This window comes from Candidatus Koribacter versatilis Ellin345 (assembly GCF_000014005.1).
Classification (GTDB): Bacteria; Acidobacteriota; Terriglobia; order Terriglobales; family Acidobacteriaceae; genus Korobacter; species Korobacter versatilis_A.
This window is the reverse complement of the sequence record NC_008009.1, coordinates 5,055,987-5,076,206: the sequence shown is the minus strand read 5'-3', so window position 1 is coordinate 5,076,206 and position 20,220 is coordinate 5,055,987. Positions and strand designations below refer to the sequence as shown.

The following is a 20,220-nucleotide window of genomic DNA, read 5'->3' as shown; positions in this document are numbered from 1 at the left end:
TGGTTGTAGCTTCCTTTTTGGATAATTCGTGTTCCTTGAACGGGTGCCTGAAGCTTTTCAATATCAAATATTGAACTGGAGTGGCTGCCGACGTTCGCCATCGATCTTCCCGCTTCAAGAGAGGCATCAGTAGCTTTCCCCAGCGACGCAGAGAGTTCTCGGCATAACGAACCCCTTCACTTACGTGTGCAAAAAATCTGGCAGGAATGACTCTACCGTCGACACGCCCTTGGAAATACCAGTCGGCGCTGCCTGTGGGGGCCTTGATGACAAGCTCGTCTTTCTCCGCAAGTGCCAGAACATATTGCGCTGAATCGAGTTCTACCCAACGGAGGACGGATCTCTTGAAGAACGGGTCGTGCCAATTGAGTGCGGCTCTCGTAGGAACGCTTGCCGAACCCGGGCGAGCATTCTTTGTCCTGTGCACGAGCACGCTCTGGGGATCCTCGGCCGAAAGCAAACCGAGACGCTCACGTTTCTGATTGTCCGAAGTGGGGACTCGTACAGTTCCAACTCCCTGCATTGCGGAGTGACGCTGCGCTCGCGCCTCTTTGCATCCCTTGCAACGGTGGATTATGTTTTCTGCTTCATACGGCAGCAGGCGACCGCTTGGAAGCTGCCTGAGAGAAACTAGGGTTCCGCAGAACTCACATGATGTATCCAGTTGAAATGTGGAATAGAGAGTCATAAGTGGAACAAAATCCGCTAGGACGCTCCAGTCGCTATCGTCCGAATGGGGAAACCCTCCGACTCCATGCGAGTTTTCATCTGTAACAATCGTGAACTCTGTTTTTCAGACGGAACCTTGTTCGGAATTAGGCACGCCAACCCGAGAATGGAAATGTCGTCGGGGCTCAACAAGCCTTCACGCGCGCCGAACTCCCGGATCTGCTTCCAATACGACGCGCCAAGCTGTAACACCGACGCCTGTTGTTCAATCCCGATCTCGATCTTCTGATCAACTGCAGAGTCCTTTTTTTGCTGGAGATCAGATTCATGATCGGCCAGTTCTTTGTAGAACGTCGAATCGAGCGGAATCTCGAGTTCAGCAACTCGCTTCCAGCAGAGCTCCTTCTTGCCCCATTCAGTTATGTTTTGAAATCCACCAGCAGGATTTACAATCACGTCGAAAACTGATTCCGCGATTTTTGCAATCTGAGTCTCGGTCGCGGGCGTTAATGCTTGCCGTAACCAGATGCTTCGGAAATCTAGCGCGCGACCCGGTGCTTCGACTTCGATCATCCGTGACAACTTAGAGATAGAATAAGCGACTATATTCGCGCGATATCCGCCCTGATACCAACGTTGTTTTGACACGATTTGTTCGGTGCGACGGAACAAGATTGCCTTCGCAACTACCCTCTTGAAATACTCATCGTTAAACTGAACCTCGTTCTTGTCCCAGGCGTCGGAAGCGTACGAACTGAATGAGAGGAAGTTCTTCTGCGCGCCCTGACTGACGAGATGCGGAAGTTGCCGCCATGCATTTTCGTACTTCGCCAAGTCCGTCTTGGCGATCACCTGATGGCGCGGATGCTGGAGAACAAAGCGTTTGCGGTCGGACAATGACAAGCCGGATTGTTCATTCAGGTATTGACCTCTTGCGCGTTCGTAGAACCATTGAGTTCCGTGCTGTGCTCCTCCGACAGCAGGCGCCCATAATTTTCGAGAAATCTGTTCAATTCTTCGATGAAATTCATGGTTTGAGAAGAAGTCCGCGTCACTCACTCGATTCTGACTGTTAGCGCATCGCGAAATCTCTGGTATGACCTGACCCGAGCGCTCCGGTGGCACCACTGAAAGCTTCATCTGGACGAAAACGTGATCCAACGCTGCTTTGTCGTTTCGTTTCGCCGCTGCCAGCGATGCGGTCGTCTGACCTCCATTCACGATTTGTAAGTCTGACGCTTTAGTGATCCGCAACCCAGATGGGCCGGTGACGACATCCACTTTAGACGCGGTGCATGCAATCCCATTGTTGAACGCGAAAAACATGTGAGGTCGTGTAAGGATTGTCTGTCGAATTCCCTTGTTGACCCGGCCCTTCGTGCTCAAGAATGAGCGCACATTTCCTTCCAGTAACCTACTCCCGTATTCGTCGTAGATGTTCGCGAGGGCCTCGCCTGGGATAACACATAGATACGCAAGATATTCGTCAGAATCAACGCTGGCGCCCAAGCAAGGAACACCACCTTCAACGAGCTCCTGCAAATCTACCTCCAGTTCATCCTTGCCGGTGCGTGATTCGAATGCTCTTTGAAAACGGACGATGTCCCATATGTGAAACTCAGCTTTGATGTTCGAGATTTCAGATTCAGGCCAATCCCTTATACGGGAACTCATCTCGGCGTCGGTAATCAGATAGAGGCGAAATCGTGTGACAGCTCCTCTCTCTTTAAATAGTAATTGCGCGAGTCCGGCAGCAGGGTTGCTCTCTTCAATTTCACGGTGGAGCTTGCCAGATACAGCCTCTTCACAAAAAGCCTGAAGGCGAGCGAAATGGGACTTGGCGTCGGTTTGGGTGAGGGTCTCGGGCTCCTCACCACCGCCAAACTCGGCGATGAAGAGGCGCACAGACCCATCGGCGTCATCGAATGCGAATCCATCTACGCCGATGGACCTCTTTCGTGCACCGGTACCGCGAAAATAGCATGGTTCGAAATCCGACACTTCTTCGGCGTCCTGAAGTAGCTGCACGCTATACGCGACGAATGCTGAATGCTTGAAATCGCCTTCTGCTACAGCCCGGGCCGCAACTTGTTCGAGAAACTCAGTTCTGAATTGTCTATATTCCATCTTCAAATATGCTCATCTTGCATTGGAATTGCTGGCACGTCCCGAGATCCAGAACGTACTTTGCGTCAAGAACACCTGATGGAACGTCGGACCGCGTAAGACGTGGAAAGTCCTTTGTAACGTCGAATGCCATCGTCTTTTCAGGGCGATAAAAGGACGGTGCATCTCTGTCGCGGTCGGTGAACCCAGCGGCCTGCAGCCGTGAAACAAGAGCCTCTAATGCCGCGGTGTCACCTGCGATCAAGCCTTGTATCCGATCCACAAGTTTCGGCAGACTGAGCGCCAATCGGTCATTCTCTGCTGAGACGCTTAAAGCGGTGACAACAAGCACGAGCCGGTTCCCTACCTTTTCCAATTGATCCAGCGAGGAAATCAGCACTGAATTTGAGCCGAACTCACAAGTCTTAACTTCGATCACCACACCAGGGAGCCGAAAGTCTTGTGCGGCGTCGGAAGGCCCGGTCCACCCTTGAATCGCCGTTGCTGCTCCGAAATGAGGAATAGCCACGGACTCGAGAAACAACAATTCACCGATCAGGCCTCTCGCCTCGGACTCGGAAAGCCCCGCTCGGCCAAGTTCCATGAGCCGCTTCCAACGAGCGAGGTGGCTGATAACTGCCACTGGGCCATCTTGCGGGCGGGTTGATCTCGTCGATTCAGTCAGATCATTACAAAGCCTCGCGAAAGGGCCGATGAGGTCTTGACGCTTTAGTCGGATTGCGACCACCCACTTCCCATCTCCGCGAAGACTGCGAACGACGTCCAGCGCCTGAAAGCGCGGAGGATTCGGCGGCTCAGTTTCCGAGATGAGCATGAGTGAGCGTTCGTCGCCGAAGTCCAACCCGACATAGAAGTTAAGCGGATGAACTTCGTCGATCCTCCTGAAGATTGGGCGCTCCGGCTTTACCTGGAGCTCCGTCCATAAGGAGTCAAGCTGCGTCATCATCGTTCTCTGGTAAATCATCGTCCAATGACTCTTCCAGCATTGCTCTCCACTCGACGAGATTCACTCTGTACTTAACTCTCTTTGCGACATCGCTATCATCGAACTTCGGCATACTCAGTCCCAACGCAATGAGTTCTTCTCCACCGGTATCGAATGGAACCTCAACGCCGTTCCCGTCCCTTGTGTACGGCGCGAGTACATGGATCAAAAGAAGGGGGCGTGGGCGACGTTCGCGGAAAGCATGATCCGACACATTCTTTTTTGTGAGTTTTGCTTGGTCATTGATTTCCCTGACGATCCCACTCGGCAGACCCTCTCGTTCGATCCCTCGGGAGCCTACCCGCATATTTCTCCCAGACACAAGAATCCCATTGTCACGTGGCAGCACAAAGCGCTTTGCAGGGCGGACTCGAGTTCGGACGAAGATAATTTCCGGCTCACCGCCGTTCGGAAGGACGACATCCCACTTTTGCAACTTCGGTTCTGTCGTGTTTGTAAAGTAGTCGGCGAGATCCTCACTTTGGAACGCAACATTGAGCGGGTGAACCTCGAAATTTCTGATCAAGGCGCTTACAAGTTCCTTGGGAACTTCTCGCCAGATGGGGTTGTTCCATTCCGAGCTCTCGCAAGCAATTCCAGCTCTCTCGAAATTGGCGATAGCATTCGCAACAACCTGTTTGTTGGCCGAGATGATGACCCTGCTGCTCTTAAGCCGCGTCGATTCTATAGCTTCGGTGCTGATGGAGATCACTCGTTCTATCGTGTGCGCGAGTCTCATCTTGTTCTGCGCGGTCACAATCAAAGAATCAGGATGTGCTCTCACCTTGAGACCGAATTCGCGCGGAGTCGCGTTCATTCTCCGCATGCGCTTCACTTCAAACCGCAGTTCCTCGGTTGCGGCCGTGATATGCGAATACCACTGGATTGCGTCTTCTGAGAGCCATACTTTGCAGAGATCTGAATAGTTGTCGCGATAGCCAAACCAACGCCCCATTTGGAGCAGGGTGTCATACATTTGGGAATTGCGATAAAAGTAGCTGGTACTCAAGCCCTCCAGCGTCAGCCCACGAGACAGGCTGTTTCCCCCAATAGCGATCACACGCAGACCGTTCTCTCGATTGCTGGCGTAGTCCAAGCTCGCAGCGCCGGTTCGCTGGTTCACGGCCTTGACGACAATTGGCAGTGCGGATGCAAGCAATGCCCGCTGTACGCCTTCCCAAGCGAATTCCTTGGTGTTGTAGCTGCTTCTCCAAACCTGGTGGATCTCGGAAATGGTCTTATTCCGTAAAGCTATTGCAGGATCTAATTGACTGTAATTCCTAATGTCCTGCTGAATGCGATTGAGATCGGAATTGATCAAAACTGCAACTTGGTCCTGAACAGCGGTAAATCGACTCACGTTCACCAGCATCGAGCGATGCGTCGCGCTGTCTCCGCGCAAATCACGAATTGTATTGGCAATCACAAAGGAAGTAACCGCATCGCGAAGGCTCTGAGGCAAATCGTTGATTGGCCATGAGCACTTATGTCGAGAAGGAAAGACGCTTTCGGCATCGGAAATCGGCTCGAGAATGCCGTCCCGCGGTTCATCCCCGAACATAACAACAGGGCCAACATAGTTGGTCGGTGGGTCGAGGGTGTAGATGAAATCCCTGGGGAATAGATCGTCGCCCAGCATATCGTTTTCGCTATCAGGATTTATGAAAATGTTAGCGAAAGGTGTTGCGGTGAATCCGATATAGCTCGACCTCTTAAACAAAGCCAACAGCGCTCGGATTCGTTTGTTGATTTCCGTGGGATCTGTCGACAGTGGATTAGTGTTAACCGATGCGCTATCCGCTTCATCGTCGATTAAGAGAAGGGGAACATCAATCTTGCCGTCATCCCCTGCGTTGTACTCCGTCAGCCACTTCTCAAGATTCTCGAGGATCTTACGGTTCTTCTTCACTACAACGAGAACCGGCTCTTTGATTGAATTGATCCTGATGCCGAGCGAGTTGACCAAAGTCTTACTGAAGTCGCGGTCTCGCGATGTGAAGACCCCAGCGGATCTGCGGGCATCTAAGGTCCCTACTCCTACTGCGCGATTGTTCCTGATCTTTCGCAAGATTCCAGAACTGTCGAAGCCGACAAAACCCTCATCGAGTCGCTCCTGAGTTTGGCGTCGCAAGCTTTCTAGTGTTCCTGTCAATAAGACAATCAGGCGATATCCAGCATCACCCGCTTTGCAGGATAAGGCGGTGTACGTGGCTGTCTTCCCAGATTGGACGTCGCCGATGACCAAACCACGACGCTTCCAAGATCCGGGCTTAGCAGGGTCTCCAAGCAAATCCAAAATATTGTCCGTCACTGAATTCAGAGTGCTTAAGACTTTCGGCGGCCAGTCCTTTCTTTGAAGCAGCTGAAGAAAGCGCTGCCAATAGAACGGATCGATGACGGCCTTGCGGGAACTCAACCACGGTGTGTGTTCCTCCTCCCCGAGCAACACGACGCCTGTATCCATTGTGATTGCTAACTTTGCGTGTAATCGTTTGATCAACGACGCAAAGTCGTCGTCGCTCAGCGGGAACGCCTGCCTCAGCCTTGTCGCGAGTTCAAGGATCGCCTCTTCTTTCGGAGCGTGTTGATCTGGAAGAGATACCAGAACCGCGTTCTCAATCAGCCGGGCGTTGTCGATGGACATATTCTAATTTCTCGGTCAGCGTCTCGATACTCTCGGGATATCTGCTAAACGGTTCCATGGTTGCAAGGCTCCTCAAGAATCGTGACGTCGACGCCGGATCAGTTCCCACGACATCAAGAAGACGGCTTGCCAAGTCATACAGCTCTTCGTCAGTCCTGGTATGGCTCTCCGGTGGGTCGGGGCGGCGTTCGGAAGCCATATCTGCATAAAGCGAGTCGAACGGGAAGGTTCGCTCAACCGATTGAAGATGCTTCTGGAATAGCGGCAACGCGGTATCGGGAATCAAACTTTCCAGCGCAATAATAAGAGGGTGTTCCCGGTTCAGCGTGTACGTGACTCCGCCTCGTTCGAGAGTGCGGTCCCAAATGTGCACTACTCCATCAGCGTTGGCGCGGCGACCGCGAAATGTGTAGACACGGCGGCTTCCCTCGGAAATTCTGTCCACGATGACTCTGAGCCCATTCCTTATGGCTTCTGGCGGGGAAGCAGCGGATTTCTTTACGTCGAGAGTCCACAAGTGATCAAGTGCATTTGGAATGTCAACCCGCACTCGCGCCAGCTTTGTCATTTCTTCTTGGCGGACGAGCCTAAACCAAGAACCCCAACTGATGAGTCGTTTGTTCCGATAAACGTAAAACCCCTGATTTCTTCGAAGCCCTTCTTCGCCACCGGCCATTCTTAAATCGTCCTTAGAAAGTCGGGAGATATGGGGCAGGATGAATGGCGCAACTTTCACGGAACATCCCTCCACAGCGAGAGACTCTTCCGGGAGCGACTGAGTGGCTTTGTTTGCGCGGAGAAATGGATCTTGAGCTTTGAGGGGGTTGTCGTTGATAGCAATTTCCAAGGTCGGGGAGCCCTTGATTTCTGATGCGAGAAAGCGATGAAAGACCAGCGACAGATGTTCTCTCGCCATGTCAATCCGATCGCCAAGTGCCTGTTCGATTGAGGACTCGCCAGCCGCGAGGCGATCAAAGCGTTGCCACAGGACGAGCGTGCCGTGCTCCAATTTCGCAAGCTCTGCGACTTGCGGCAAAGTGCTAAGCTCGTCTGGTCGAACCCCTGTGAGAATCCAATCCTTCCTCTTCTCCACAAGGTCCAAGTCCCAACGTCTCGCATTAAGCTCGCCGTTCTGTTTCGAAATTACGGTGAGGCAGCGGCACTGAGACAGTGATGCGGTTTTCAACCCAAGCCCGAATCGACCTAAATCCGAGCTGGAACGGAGGAGACGCGGATCTTGGCTGCCATGACGCATCGCCTCGACGAGCGCCCGCGCGGACATCCCGATTCCATCATCGAGAATGGAGACGAATGGCTCGTCGTAAGGCAGAAAGCGTATTTGAATGTTCTGGGCACCGGCGGAGATTGAGTTGTCTATTACATCGGCGATTGCAGATTCGAACGAATACCCAATGGCGCGCATTGACTCCAGCAAGACCGGAGCAAAGGGAGGGAGCGGCAGTTCGAATGCGGAACAATCCATGATCGCTGGACATGAGCCCATTTCAATTTCAGCCATCCGATATGCACATGGCTTCCGGGCGCGAGCGCATGATAACACTCACATTCGGAGTATCTCATCACCAATGTGTTCGTTTTCGACACCCAAGTAACTTTACTGGGCCTCGGCAAGTTGCCGCTCGTTAGATCTAAGGCGCGACTCGAGTCGGCGGCTCAGTCTTTCGCCGTAGCGGGTCTGGCATTCCCATACGATAATTACCTTCCAGCCCAGCCGCCGGAGCTCGTGTATATTCCTGCGATCACGCTCAACGTTTGCTTTGAACTTTTTGTTCCAGAAGATGGTATTCGACTTGGGAGTGTACGCAAAGGGGCATCCGGCGTGGCGATGCCAAAAGCATCCGTGCACTAAGACTATGCTTCGATATTTCTTTAGAGTCAGGTCGGGCCTTCCCGGTAGCGTCCGTTCATGCAGCCTGAACCGAAAGCCCAAGCGGTGGAGTAGGGAGCGCACGATAAGCTCTGGGTTCGTGTTCGTGGCACGAATCCTGGACATATTCCAGCTACGCCGCGCTTTTGATAGAGAGTCCATTCTTGTCACCCCAAAAGGTCGGCGACCATCTTTGCAACCTCGCGAGCTATCAAGGGCGGTACAGCGTTTCCAACTTGGTGGTACTGGGACGTGCGCGGGCCTTCAAAATAGTAGTTATCTGGGAACGTTTGAAGGCGTGCCGCCTCTCGCACCGTCAAGCTTCGCGCTTGTAACGGGTCAGGGTGGATGAAGTAATGGCCGTCTTTGCTGATGTGTGATGTGATAGTTGTCGCGGGGCGGCTAGCAATCTGAACCCGAAATCTGTCTGCAAAAATCGTCGCTTTGGTGTTCTTCTTCTTGATGTTTTTATGCTTGGGCAATAAAGCAATCGGGAAGTCCTCAATTTTCGGGGAGCGATTCCTTACCTTGGCAAAACAGGCCGCGAAGAAGTACCTCTGCAAATCGGATGCGATATGGCCCCGAGAGGTGTGATTCAAAACCCCGCCGAGTCGCGCATCGTGAAACCAATCTGAAGCCCACTCCGACCTCCGTCGCCATTCCATGAATTCACCTCCGCAGCTTTGGCGAGCCGTCAATTGTCCCAAACTCTTGTGGATGAAATCTCGCAACTGACTGCCGCAAGAGGTTTTCCCCAGCGAATCACGAATCATTCCAATGGCGCGAAGCCACGCCTCGGGCGAATCGGGCTCCCCGGACAATCGGCTCCTCATTTCAGGCAAGTCCTGAACTGCATTCCACATTGCGATCTGCTTTTGTGGCGTTAACGTCGAGAGATCGCGAGAGATGTCCGAACGTATTCCAACCAGAAGAACGCGGTGCCGAGCTTGGGGTATCCCATGCTGTTCAAATCGAATCACGAAATCCCGCGGGGACTTACCGAAAAGGCTGCTCTGCCTTGAGTCAACGCGATCGACGAGTGACTGAATGTCGTAGGTGACCGAGTCCCATTCAGAGGTCTTCAGCTCGGGAAGAGAGTCAAGTGGGTGTTTCAGGTCAGCAATGATCTTATTGATGATCGGTTCTTTCTTGTGCTGAGAGGACAAAATGCCTTTCACGTTTTCCATCACGAAGACGGGTGGCCGGTGCACCGCGAGAATTCGAAGATACTCGCGATACAGCAAATGACGCTTGTCCCTGCCGAATTTCTGCGGGTTCTTATTGCGCATTCGCGATCGGCCCACAAGTGAATACGCCTGGCACGGAGGTCCTCCGATCAGGACCCAATTCTTGAAGTCGCCGATCGCTCTCCGGATACGACTGTCAATGTCGGTCCAGTCGTGCTTCCCTAATTCAACGCAGAGTGCCTCTTCCTGGGCCGAGCCGTATTGGGTTGGGAAGGCCTCGATCAACTGGCTAATCGCCAACTCCCCACGAACGTAGCTGTAGTACTGGTTCGGTGCAATCTCGAACTGCCGAAAAAAACTTCGGAGCAACAGGGTTTTGTGCGCAGCAGGATCTTTCTCGATGGAAAGGCCGATCCTGAAGACACGGCGCCCTGCATCATCTCGGAGGGCGGAAAAGCCCTCGCCCAGACCGCCCGGCCCGGCGAAAAGGTCTATAACTGGGATCACGCTGGCCAGGATACCAGGAGATTATGCGTACATGCAATCAAGGACTGCACAGGTATCGATCTGAACGCGAATGTCCCTGACGGGGGCTATTGTTCTGCCGCAGTGCTACGACGGAACCAATTTCTGGTGATTAGTGGATCCAAGATCCAGTGCCCGAGCCCATCCCGCGCACATCACCAGGGTGGGAAGTCTGAGCGAGCCCAGTTTAAGGGCCGGATATCCGAAGGCACAACTAGACTCAGCGATGCCCGGAGTGCAGCCGGACGTGGCGAAAACAGAAATCTTTCACCCGGCTCATCATCTATGGGAGCGATCCGGTATGGGAGCGATCCGGATCCTTGCTAAAACCAAAACGAGCAAGCCGTCGCTGCTCGACCGCAATGGTGAGAGCGCACCTAGCACAGCGACGTATGTGAGCCAAAGGCGTGTACTGATGAGTAACGATTTGGGTATGCGCGTCAGACGGGGAGAGAGTGGATGGTAGGGGCAAAAGGTCCGCTTAATCGATGCGACTCTATACTATTGGATCATCCCCTCCCCGGCTGGGGGTGGAGTTGTCGCCCAAGTTGCCATTCCCTCGTGGCGAAGGGTCGAAAAAACCTCGCTATCCCCCTTTTTCCTCTACCCCCATTCTCAGGCCGGGGCAATGCCTCGGGAGACAACATTTGCCTCCTACTTTTAGCCCACTCTGACGCCTAATGGGAGCCAGGTTGAGGGGCGTCCAGCCCCGGCGGCGGGCGAGAAGAGGGATGATAGTACCAGCCCCATCTCCTAAGTCATTGCGGACCTAACTGCCTGACGAGATCGGTTTCGAGAAGCTCTCCGCAGTCGGCGGGGAGCTTTCTTTTGCTGGGAAGAACACGGCGTTCAGGAGAGGCCGGGGGCAGCGAAGACGGGAGCAGGCATACCCGCCTTACAAATATTTACAGGGCAAAACGTCTTCTTAACCGAGGAATTGCTATGTACCCAAAATCTCCGGATAGTTGTCGCCCAAGTTGCCATTCCCCCGTGGCGAAGGGTCGAAAAAGCCTCGCTACCCCCCTTTTTCCTCGACCCCAATTTCGAGGCCGGCTCAGGCAGTTTTTTCCTGAGGTTCAAACGGATTTGCACACCAGTATCTGTAAAACGGTCACTCTGACGCCTAATGGGAGCCCAGGTTGAGGGGCGTCCAGCCCCGGCGGCGGGCGAGAGAAAGAGATACTGATCCCACCTACCTGCTTCAACCTAAATAAAGCCGACTCACCACCGAGGTGAGGGAGCTTTATTACTCACAGCACAACCCCCGGCTCCCAACACCCCACACTCTCCGTGGAACGCCGACGACCAACCAGGAGACGCTCGGCTCGATACCGAACCCTGGGCACGAAGCCCACGCTGTTGGTAACCGTGGACGACCAACCCAGAAGACTCCGGCTCCGAGCCTCGCCCCGAACAACAACTCTTCCGAGCCCACGCTCCTGGTCAAACCTCGACGACAACCCGGAGGCGTTCGGCTCGAGCTTCGGCCCCGCACGAGGATTTTTACTCGCAGCGAACTACGAACGCTGCTCCCGAGGTCCCACGGTCTTGGTTAACTGCGGACGACAACTCGGAGACGTTCGGCTTCGATCCTCGCCCCCGCGCGAGGATTTTTACTTTCCGCAGCGAACTACTAGGTCGGAAGCGAAAAAAGGGTCTCTTGCATGGAAGTTGGGCGACAGCGAGCGACGAAGGTGGCCTGCATTTCCTGGACGGCATCGTCGATCGACACACCGGATCCTTCGTTGAGGATCTCGACGCCGAAGATCTTCATCGTGGTGGCGGAACCCTGTTCGTTCGTACCGCAGAGGGTGATGTCGAAGGGCAGGATCTGGTCGGAGTACCAGGGCTTGGCCTGCTCCTTGAAGCCGGAGACGAGGGTGTTCTGGATACCGGAGTGGGAAGCCTTTGGTAGATATCGCTCCTGGTTCTAATCTCATTCTTGACATACCGCCGACATATCGGCATATACTTACGGCCCGGCGATTATCCCGGCCGAACCAGGAGAGCTCTATGAAACAGAATAGATGTCGCCGCCATCTCCGTCCTCGCCCGTCCCGTTCACAGATCAACCAGCAGGTGGGGCGTGTATGCTCTGCCATCCAGGCCCTGCAGCTTGAGGCCTTGATCGAACTCCAGAAGCCGGCGCCGAGCCTGCCACGCCTCCAGTTCCTGAACCGCATGATCGACCTGGCCAAGGACGAGGTTGTCAGCCTGGAGAAGTTCTAATGAAACGCGCCGCGATTTACTTGCGGGTGTCCACGCTCGACCAACACCCCGAAACCCAACTCTACGACCTTGAAGAACTGGCGCGACAGCGCCAGTTCGAGATCGTCGCAACCTATGAAGACCGGATCAGCGGCGCGAAGGCGCGCCGCCCGGGGCTCGATCAGATGATGAAGGACGCCCGTCGCCACCACTTCGATGTGGTGGTCGTGTGGGCATGTGACCGCCTGGCGCGATCGGTGAAGCACTTCTTAGAAACGTTAGATGAGTTGACTCATCTCAACATCGAGTTCGTAAGCTTCCGCGAACAGCTCGACACCGCCGGCGCGTTGGGCCGCGCCGTCGTGACCATCATCAGTGTTGTCGCCGAACTGGAACGCTCTCTCATCATCGAGCGGGTGCGTGCCGGCATGCGCCGCGCAAAGTTAGAGGGCACCCACATCGGCCGCAAACCGCTCGATATCGATCGCCAAGCGGTGCTGCGGCACCGTGCTCACGGTCAGTCGCTGACCCAGATCGCCAAGACCTTCAGCATCGGAAGAGCGACTGTCTCCCGCATCATTAAAGAAGAACGCCAGGCCCTTCCTCTGGCTGTTGGCGAAGCGTAATGGTGAACGTCTCCGATACGCTGCGCGACTATCGTCGCTGCCTGCGGAAACGCCGCTATCAGACGCGGGAAGCGGCCGAGCAGAAGGCACGCAAAGCGAGCACACGAACCGGTGAGGTGATCCACTCCTACCACTGCGGTCTATGCGGACTGTGGCATATCGGAAAGCAACGTCCCCCGAAGGGGCAAACGATCGAAGTTCCGGGTGGCCGGTTGTGCTGGTTGTGCGGCGATCCGATCCCCCGTGAGCGTCTGGAGAAATCGTCTCATGCACATCCGACGTTTACCTGCTCGCCTCGCTGCAGCAAGCTCAGAAAAAGGTTCCTCGCCAAGCAGCGTCGCATGAAGAAGGCACGGGAAGACCTTGGCCCAAAAGGGTCTTCCGGAACCTCGTCCTAACTTAAACAAAACAGGGCGCCGGAAACGGCGCCCTTCACTAGCCCACAAGGAGTGGGTTTCGGGCGGGCCGCTGAACAAGTAAGAAACCGCGGAATGCCTGGAAAACGCCTGAAGTCGTTCCTCCTTCAGGCCCTTGAGAGAGGAACGAGTCTCCATCGGCTCAGAAGTGGTGCTCCGTGTCTGGCCGAATTCTACCCCAATCCGGCCCCGTGACACGTCTCGTTTAAATCTGTTTTCCGGAAGGGATATGTCTCTCACTTGCGTTTAGCTGTTCAGTGGCTAAGAGGTGAGGTTGGAGTTTGCCTCGTCGAGGGGAAGGCGACATAGTTGGCTACGCGGAACGGCGCATAATCCACCATTCACGCCTGTTTTGCCATCCGGGGCTCAGAAAGAGATATACGCGAGAGAGGAGAACGAAATGAAGCGGCTGTTCGTAATGATCGCAGGCGCGAAAAAGGTGGTAGTGGTGTTCATGCTGATCACACTGTCGCTGGCATGTAGTGCCAGCGCATCAGTCGATCCTATGACACTGGGCGGGTTGTTAGTGGTCTTACAACAACTTCGGTCTCAGTTGGACGCTGTCTCGAACAACGTCGACCAAGCGGCGTCGGCAAGGATACATCAGATAGAACTCGCCTTAGATGGCACCATCAAAGAGTTGCAAGCCGTCATCAAGGATGGTTTCGATAAGGCGAACACGACAGAACAGAAGGTGTTTTCGGATGTATACAGCGTGATGGGTCAGGCAAATACCGAGTTTCAACAGAACGGCTATTGGGCATATGTAGGAGCGAATAGCACCTTAGCGAACGCCGCAACCGTGCTCGAGGGCATTCCATTTGTCAAGGTTAAGCCCTACATGTTTGCCGTCACTCCTATCCGGATCGAGATCGATGATTCGGACCGCTTAGTATCGTTCTATGGCCATTTCCCCGATATCGACGAGTCGCATAAGGCAAAGGTGAAGGTGAGAGCGGAGGGCGTAGCGGAAAAGACCCTCGAGCTTGGCTCGTATCCCGGTGGCCGCATAGGTTTTGTGTTGCCGCCCGACTTTGTAAGAGAGGGAAGATTCGTAGAGTTGGTCGTCAGCGTCCCTATTGTCAAATATTACGTGTACCACACGTTTCAGGATTTCGACGCTCGCCTGTACGTCGCCATCAGGCAGCCGTTTACATTTGCATTCGCGGTGAAACAAGGCAATCCAGAACTGTGGGCAACATTGCCGGCGCCGTCGGAAGATCACGAACGCGCAGACTCAGGCAGAACCTCCAATAATCAGACACTATCTTCGCGTGATCTATTCTCGAAACTCGTAAGTGACAATACGACTTACGACATGGACACCGCTGCATTTGCGGCGATGGAAAGTCGGAAGCACGATGACGAACATCCCTGTGATTGTTGTGACCACTCCAAAGCGAGTTTGGACCGCTGGGACAGTAGTAGCGTCTCTTTTAGCCTCTATGCGCCCACGTGCGGGGATCACATGTGCAGCGTATTCAATCACTGTGGGGGCGGAGGCACAAACGCTGATATTTGGTTGAAGCCGACGTTCAAAGTAAAAAGGCGCAATGTGCCAGAGCACATACCCTTGACAACTGCAACTGCCACCGCAAAAAGACGAAGCGAAACGGATCCGGTAAGCCTACAGAACGTTTGGTCAATGGTTGAGATCGTCGGGGTCTTCAGAGATGGCAAGGAAGAACATAAACGAAGTGTCACTGTGACTCGCGACGTCCCAGTTGCGACTACCGAGATGTGGACCGCGTCCGTTGAGAATGGAAATCTCAAAGTTCAAACACGATGAAAGAAGTCGGTGCGCAGGTACTCCAGAAACCGATTCTTACTCCAGATTGCCCGCTCCTTCAAATCCTGAGGAGCGGGCATCAGAGCGTTCGTTCAGCGACGGTCAGAAGTGATGAAGAGGCATCTCGGGTGTAGTGCCTATATCCTAAATGCGAAAATCGCCAATGTCCGTCGCCTGCTCTGCCAGTGGCCGTAGCCGGCTACTCAACTCTGACTGCGGGGAACAGCCGAGGTATGAAGACAATAACGCACTACTCTGATTCGTGAAAAAGAGATCCTTCGGTTTCGGCACCGACGCCGCGTCTCGCAGTGCTGGTGACATAAACTGGAGTTCCACAGAAACCCCTGACGAGCGGCCGACTGAGCCCTTTTGTGACCTCTCGTTTATTTCAAGCTCTTCCATCAAAGATGGGATTCAGATATTCGCCCATTGAAGTGTTTTCATTTCGATGGCCGCGCTCCGCATAGAATGGATCTTAAACAACCACAAAATACGCTGGGCTTAAGTCGTGAACACAGAGGGAGCGGATGAGTCTGTATCAGATAGCCATTTTCGCCGATGGTGCCGACGGATATGCGGCCACTTTGCGGGGGACGCTACAGCGCTGTATTGCAGAGCTTGGCGTTCCAGCTGGTATGGTGTCTTTTCTCGACGAGGCATCCGTTGCGACACGTGATCACAAATCTCCGACAGTGGGCGTTTTCTTCGGCTTGACTCCGCACCCTATCACCAATCCAACCCTATCGACTCTGATTGAGGAAGCTGCCCTGGTTCTACCGGTCGTTCCTACTCTGGACCGCTTCAGTGAATTTGTTCCCGATGATCTGCGCCCCATCAACGGCATGGCATTGCGACCAGAGGATTCGGCAATGGAAAGAATCTCCTCGGTGCTTCTCGAAGGTCTTGGTCTACTTCGCAAGAGCCGTCGGTTATTTATCAGCTACCGTCGCGTCGAAACGCAAGGGATTGCGATTCAACTTTATGAGCAGCTCGACGCCAATGGTTTTGATGTCTTCCTCGATTCTCACAGCATCCGACCCGGAGAGCCGTTTCAAGAAGTGCTATGGCATCGCTTGGCTGACACCGATGTTGTAGTTCTCCTCGATTCGCCAGGGTTTCTGAGCAGCCGATGGACCGAAGAAGAACTTGCTCGAGCGAACTCCACCAACCTACAAATCTTACAGCTGCTTTGGCCTGAGAGCGCAATGACGTCGGCTGCGGCTTTCAGCAAGCCCTTTGGCCTTGCTGACGGTGATTTTGACGTCGCGACGAATCAGCTCGGAGCTACGGCGCGGTTACGCGACGAATGCCTGCGAAGAGTGACTATTGAAGTCGAGTCTCTGCGAGCCCGCGCTCTCGCTGCGCGCCATGCGTACCTCGTGGAGGAGTTCTTCTCCGAAGCGAGAGCAGCCGGACACAATCCACAAGTGCAGCCTGATCGGTTCATTCTGTTGGAGACGAAAGGCGGCAATCGCTACATCACGGTACCGACCGTGGGAGTACCAGACGCGGTTCGCTATCAAGAGGTGGAAGATGCGATGGCGCGAGATCCCAAGCACCACCAGGACATCATCCTGCTCTACGATGAACGCGGTATCCGAGACAAGTGGATGAAGCACTTGGCATGGCTTGATCGACAAACCTTGCCGGTGAAAAGCCTTCAGGTTGCGAAGGCCCAGTCTTGGTTGGGAGGTCTGACGTAATGGCCTGCATATTTCTTTCCGCCAGCATCCCCCTGCCGGGCGATGATGCCAGATATCGGAATACAGCCGACATCATTGCGATCCGCGACAGCATCCGCGCGCTCGTTAGCGTTGTCGCGCCGAGCGGTCAAATAGTTTTTGGCGGCCATCCGGCGATCACACCCCTCATTCGTTTGCTCGTCCGTGGTATGACACCCGATGTCAACCAGCACATCACTCTTTACCAAAGTGCCTTTTTCCGTCGCGTTTTCCCGCCGGAAGCCGCCGAGTTCGAACGAATACGAATCGTTGAATCCATCGACATGGACGAAAGAGAAAGCCTTAGGGTGATGCGAGAAGCAATGATCGCTGGCCACGACTACGATGCCGGAGTGTTTGTAGGCGGCATGGATGGGGTGGAGCTCGAGTTTGAGATTTTCAGACGTAGACATCCCAACAAACCGGCGTATCCGATCGCCTCGACAGGAGCAGCCGCACGGATGCTTTTTAACGAGCATGCTCGCGATCATGTTGAACTATTAACTGACTTGCGGTATTTATCATTATTCCGTCGCCTTCTCGCAACCGAGTTGATGTAATCTGAACCGGCCGTAAAGCTGATGTGACTTGTATCTGAGAGGAATTGGACGATGGCTCGCTCGGTGTTCTTCAGCTTTCACTACGATCGTGACATCATGCGGGTACAGCAGGTGAAGCAACACTACATAACCAAGGGAACGTACACGGAAACAGGATTCTTCGACGGCTCGCTTGAGGAGAAGGCAAAGAAAGAGGGTGATCAGGCGGTCAAGAAGATCATCGACAATGGCCTCGTTGGGAGTACCGCACTCTGCGTGCTTATTGGGAAGGAGACCTACACCCGCCGCTGGGTAGATTACGAAATCCTCAAGGCTGTGGAGTACGGAATGGGTATCTTTGGTATCAGAATTCACCAACTGAAGGACCCAAAGCACGGTGCGGACACCGAAGGGAGTAGCCCCTTCCAGTTTCTTGGGTACGGCGCTCGAGATGGGGAGCTGGTTCCAATGATTCACTACCAGACCGGATGGAAGGATGCTCCATACCTGCTTCCCATCACGAAAGCGGCAGCCCTCTATTTAAAGAGTGTGGATAGGCCCGTCCTGAGCAGCCTCTTTAACGTCTACGACTGGGTGAACAACGACGGATATAGCAATTTCGGGAAGTGGGTTGAAGCTGCTGCAACGCAAGCCGGAAAGTAGCCCAACAGTCGGAACTCGAGAACGCGGGGAAAGAAATGACGGTTTGGAGCTGGCTTATGGCGATTTACATAACGTTGACTTTCCTCACACTTCTGCCTGCGCTGCGAGCTCTATTTTCCGAGGTGCAGCTCAACCCAGGCGGTGCATCGTTCCGGGATTCTCAATTCTCTGACGAAGCAAAGGTAAAACTCGAGCAGCATTTTTCGCGATTACAAGGCACACTTGCGTTCTGGAAACGAGAAGCTACCCGGAACTCGCGATTTCACTATTACTGCTTATGTTGGACCATCTTGTCGTCTTGCATCATGCCGTTTCTTACGCAAGCGATTAACCCGAGTGATCCCGCGTCTAAGTGGCTACTGACCATCATTGCGGCACATATTGCCCTCCTTTTAGGCTTTCATCGAGGTCTGAAAATTGCCGAGCGCTTCAAGGCGTTCAGACATGGGGAATCGGAATTCTACGACACTTACCGCCGCCTGCTGGATTCACCGCAGACCTTCGGTCCAGATGAAGTAACCCAGCTCAAGAAGTACTTTGAGGAGGTCGAAATAATTCGCCGATTTGTGAGAAACGCAGAAACTGACAGCCTGCCAATGGTTGAGGATCTGCAAGCAAGTTCGGTTGCAAAGCAGTGACCTACACGGAATGGAGTTTTAACGGTGATAATCTCAAATTCAACGAGTTACATGGGCAGCGTGCAACTGGCACCTCTTCTTCAATGATCCGAAGCGGGGAACCCTTCTGCGCTACACTACAGCTCAGTACATACGCGACCCACAACCCACTCCTTATGGGCACTAATCAGAGAGTCCCAGCGGCAGGAATGCTGTATCCGATTTCAGTGGGGCAACCTCGGATGTGAGGTCGCAGTTCACAAGTACGTACCAAGCTAATTACGACGGCTGGAGCGTTACAGGGGGAGCCACGATTCAGGTACAATGTGCCATTCTCACACATCCAGGAGAGCTGCGATGACAACCGGCACGATTGCGAATCCGCACACGACGCTCACGTTGCAACTCTTGAAAACAACGACTCTTCCCGAGATAGAGGAGATGACGTGCCGTCTCGCGAATGCCAAACACGGCTCCGTCGATATCTGGCTGGCTAAAGACCTCGGATCTCAGTTCTTTAAGGATTCGCGCATCGTGACATTGTTGGCCGCCGCCGCACATCGAAAGATGTCGGCAAGGGTAATCGATTGGATCGTCAAACCTGACGAGCGCCATACAGTAGAGCGCTTTGGATCAACTCTCGAGGGGCTTGCTGCACTTGAGTTCGCTAATGCGATCGTTGACGCGAGCAAGTCAGATTTTCATCCGAGCCTTCGGGAACATCGATGGGCGGTCGTGGAGAAGAACGGGATTAGTAGCCCGGAAAAGACGGTTGGCAAAGCTCTGACATTTTGCGCGTTTGATCCAGAGCTTCCAACACCCATCGGATTCGCTGGTATTCGAAGCAAGGATGACTTCCTCGACAGGTTCAGAGCATACCGTCGCAATTGCTTTGAGATCGGAGTCGGTGAGGGATTCACCGATTCAGTGCCACGCGATATCGAACGCGCAATCGGAAGCTTCGCTTACGAGTTGTGGCAAAACAGCTTCCAACATGGACGGCTGGATCAGAACAACCTTGAGATTCGCGGCATGCGCTACTTGCGTATACGGAAGCATATCGGCCACGACAAGGCGCAATTCATCCGGCGGGCAGCTGGGTTCCAAGAACTTCAAGCTTACTTGCAGTGCCAAGTACCCGTGGATGGTACCTACAAGTTTTACGAGATCAGCATCGGCGATTGTGGCTTGGGTATTGTAGATCGCTTACTCTCCACTCGGCCCGAATTGGCAGATCGGACTCATTCTTCGTCTGATCGTGCCGCTTTCATCAATCGTGTTATGAGCGACGCTCTTACCAGCAAGCGTACCCAGTCTGGCGCAGGACACGGGTTGCAACATGCGATCCAAGCTGTTCATGTGCTTCAAGGGTTTGTGTCTTTGCGGACAGGATCGAATTGGCTCTACTATGACGCTCGCTCTGATGTCGACGACAAGAACACTCCTTGCCTGAGCGAGACGCAGCATTCAGGAAAATTGTGCAGTGTCGGAACGCAATTTAGTCTAATATTTCCGCTGGTGAGCTCACCGCGAAAATAGAATGTATCCGATCTTCGCCGAGTTCGTTTACGACGGAGTATCTTCGCAACTCTGCCTGGCTGACTGCGCTGACTACC

The 20,220-nt window shown here is 53.8% G+C and carries 16 protein-coding genes; 10 read left to right on the top strand and 6 right to left on the bottom strand.

Annotation, left to right across the window (positions count from 1 at the left end; genetic code table 11):
- Positions 1 to 705 precede the first annotated feature (705 nt).
- From ACID345_RS22190 to ACID345_RS22165, 6 genes are all read right to left on the bottom strand, one after another.
- On the bottom strand, positions 706 to 2,796 hold the full coding sequence (locus ACID345_RS22190; protein WP_041855992.1) for an AIPR family protein: 2,091 nt from the start codon (positions 2,794 to 2,796) through the stop codon (positions 706 to 708).
- Positions 2,786 to 3,742: a PD-(D/E)XK motif protein gene (locus tag ACID345_RS22185; RefSeq protein ID WP_011525065.1), complete on the bottom strand. Its 957-nt coding sequence runs from the start codon at positions 3,740 to 3,742 to the stop codon at positions 2,786 to 2,788. The genes ACID345_RS22190 and ACID345_RS22185 overlap by 11 nt, the downstream gene beginning before the upstream one ends.
- Positions 3,726 to 6,425 (bottom strand): Z1 domain-containing protein, encoded by a 2,700-nt coding sequence (locus ACID345_RS22180; protein WP_011525064.1) that lies wholly within the window; start codon positions 6,423 to 6,425, stop codon positions 3,726 to 3,728. The genes ACID345_RS22185 and ACID345_RS22180 overlap by 17 nt, the downstream gene beginning before the upstream one ends.
- On the bottom strand, positions 6,397 to 7,944 hold the full coding sequence (locus ACID345_RS22175; protein ID WP_049762010.1) for an ATP-binding protein: 1,548 nt from the start codon (positions 7,942 to 7,944) through the stop codon (positions 6,397 to 6,399). The genes ACID345_RS22180 and ACID345_RS22175 overlap by 29 nt, the downstream gene beginning before the upstream one ends.
- A gap of 96 nt (positions 7,945 to 8,040) precedes the next feature.
- The gene (locus tag ACID345_RS22170; RefSeq protein ID WP_011525062.1) at positions 8,041 to 8,475 is read right to left on the bottom strand and encodes a very short patch repair endonuclease; all 435 of its coding nucleotides are present in this window, start codon (positions 8,473 to 8,475) and stop codon (positions 8,041 to 8,043) included.
- A 5-nt stretch (positions 8,476 to 8,480) separates the two neighbouring features.
- On the bottom strand, positions 8,481 to 10,007 hold the full coding sequence (locus tag ACID345_RS22165) for a DNA cytosine methyltransferase (protein WP_011525061.1): 1,527 nt from the start codon (positions 10,005 to 10,007) through the stop codon (positions 8,481 to 8,483).
- Positions 10,008 to 11,685: 1,678 nt separating this feature from the next.
- Between ACID345_RS22165 and ACID345_RS27120 the strand changes: the two genes are divergently transcribed.
- The 10 genes from ACID345_RS27120 (at position 11,686) to ACID345_RS22120 (ending at position 20,143) form a co-directional block, all read left to right on the top strand.
- Positions 11,686 to 11,940 carry a hypothetical protein gene (locus tag ACID345_RS27120; RefSeq protein ID WP_187148894.1) on the top strand — a complete coding sequence of 85 codons (255 nt, stop codon included), beginning with the start codon at positions 11,686 to 11,688 and terminating at the stop codon, positions 11,938 to 11,940.
- 98 nt (positions 11,941 to 12,038) lie between these two features.
- Positions 12,039 to 12,254, top strand: coding sequence for a hypothetical protein (locus tag ACID345_RS22160; RefSeq protein ID WP_041855988.1), 216 nt, complete (start codon positions 12,039 to 12,041; stop codon positions 12,252 to 12,254).
- Complete coding sequence (locus tag ACID345_RS22155; RefSeq protein WP_011525052.1) at positions 12,254 to 12,859, top strand: recombinase family protein; 606 nt, start codon at positions 12,254 to 12,256, stop codon at positions 12,857 to 12,859. Before ACID345_RS22160 ends, ACID345_RS22155 begins: the two co-directional genes overlap by 1 nt.
- Positions 12,859 to 13,257 carry a hypothetical protein gene (locus ACID345_RS22150; RefSeq protein ID WP_011525053.1) on the top strand — a complete coding sequence of 133 codons (399 nt, stop codon included), beginning with the start codon at positions 12,859 to 12,861 and terminating at the stop codon, positions 13,255 to 13,257. Before ACID345_RS22155 ends, ACID345_RS22150 begins: the two co-directional genes overlap by 1 nt.
- A gap of 418 nt (positions 13,258 to 13,675) precedes the next feature.
- A complete protein-coding gene (locus ACID345_RS22145; RefSeq protein ID WP_011525060.1) occupies positions 13,676 to 15,064 on the top strand; it encodes a hypothetical protein in 1,389 nt (462 codons plus the stop codon).
- Positions 15,065 to 15,591: 527 nt separating this feature from the next.
- Complete coding sequence (locus ACID345_RS22140; RefSeq protein ID WP_011525059.1) at positions 15,592 to 16,767, top strand: toll/interleukin-1 receptor domain-containing protein; 1,176 nt, start codon at positions 15,592 to 15,594, stop codon at positions 16,765 to 16,767.
- Positions 16,767 to 17,345, top strand: coding sequence for a hypothetical protein (locus tag ACID345_RS22135; RefSeq protein ID WP_041855989.1), 579 nt, complete (start codon positions 16,767 to 16,769; stop codon positions 17,343 to 17,345). Before ACID345_RS22140 ends, ACID345_RS22135 begins: the two co-directional genes overlap by 1 nt.
- 51 nt (positions 17,346 to 17,396) lie before the next feature.
- Complete coding sequence (locus ACID345_RS22130) at positions 17,397 to 17,987, top strand: TIR domain-containing protein (RefSeq protein WP_011525057.1); 591 nt, start codon at positions 17,397 to 17,399, stop codon at positions 17,985 to 17,987.
- Positions 17,988 to 18,043: 56 nt separating this feature from the next.
- Positions 18,044 to 18,625 (top strand): hypothetical protein, encoded by a 582-nt coding sequence (locus tag ACID345_RS22125; protein WP_148210219.1) that lies wholly within the window; start codon positions 18,044 to 18,046, stop codon positions 18,623 to 18,625.
- A gap of 336 nt (positions 18,626 to 18,961) precedes the next feature.
- On the top strand, positions 18,962 to 20,143 hold the full coding sequence (locus ACID345_RS22120; protein WP_011525055.1) for a hypothetical protein: 1,182 nt from the start codon (positions 18,962 to 18,964) through the stop codon (positions 20,141 to 20,143).
- Positions 20,144 to 20,220: the final 77 nt, after the last annotated feature.

Bases quoted from the DNA above. Each gene is read 5' to 3' on its own strand.
- ACID345_RS22185 (WP_011525065.1), bottom strand. From the start codon at position 3,742: ATGATGACGCAGCTTGACTCCTTATGGACGGAGCTCCAGGTAAAGCCG.
- ACID345_RS22135 (WP_041855989.1), top strand. From the start codon at position 16,767: ATGGCCTGCATATTTCTTTCCGCCAGCATCCCCCTGCCGGGCGATGAT.
- ACID345_RS22150 (WP_011525053.1), top strand. From the start codon at position 12,859: ATGGTGAACGTCTCCGATACGCTGCGCGACTATCGTCGCTGCCTGCGG.
- ACID345_RS22190 (WP_041855992.1), bottom strand. From the start codon at position 2,796: ATGGAATATAGACAATTCAGAACTGAGTTTCTCGAACAAGTTGCGGCC.
- ACID345_RS22125 (WP_148210219.1), top strand. From the start codon at position 18,044: ATGGCGATTTACATAACGTTGACTTTCCTCACACTTCTGCCTGCGCTG.
- ACID345_RS22160 (WP_041855988.1), top strand. From the start codon at position 12,039: ATGAAACAGAATAGATGTCGCCGCCATCTCCGTCCTCGCCCGTCCCGT.
- ACID345_RS22170 (WP_011525062.1), bottom strand. From the start codon at position 8,475: ATGGACTCTCTATCAAAAGCGCGGCGTAGCTGGAATATGTCCAGGATT.
- ACID345_RS22140 (WP_011525059.1), top strand. From the start codon at position 15,592: ATGAGTCTGTATCAGATAGCCATTTTCGCCGATGGTGCCGACGGATAT.
- ACID345_RS22155 (WP_011525052.1), top strand. From the start codon at position 12,254: ATGAAACGCGCCGCGATTTACTTGCGGGTGTCCACGCTCGACCAACAC.
- ACID345_RS22145 (WP_011525060.1), top strand. From the start codon at position 13,676: ATGAAGCGGCTGTTCGTAATGATCGCAGGCGCGAAAAAGGTGGTAGTG.
- ACID345_RS22120 (WP_011525055.1), top strand. From the start codon at position 18,962: ATGACAACCGGCACGATTGCGAATCCGCACACGACGCTCACGTTGCAA.
- ACID345_RS22180 (WP_011525064.1), bottom strand. From the start codon at position 6,425: ATGTCCATCGACAACGCCCGGCTGATTGAGAACGCGGTTCTGGTATCT.
- ACID345_RS22130 (WP_011525057.1), top strand. From the start codon at position 17,397: ATGGCTCGCTCGGTGTTCTTCAGCTTTCACTACGATCGTGACATCATG.
- ACID345_RS22175 (WP_049762010.1), bottom strand. From the start codon at position 7,944: ATGGCTGAAATTGAAATGGGCTCATGTCCAGCGATCATGGATTGTTCC.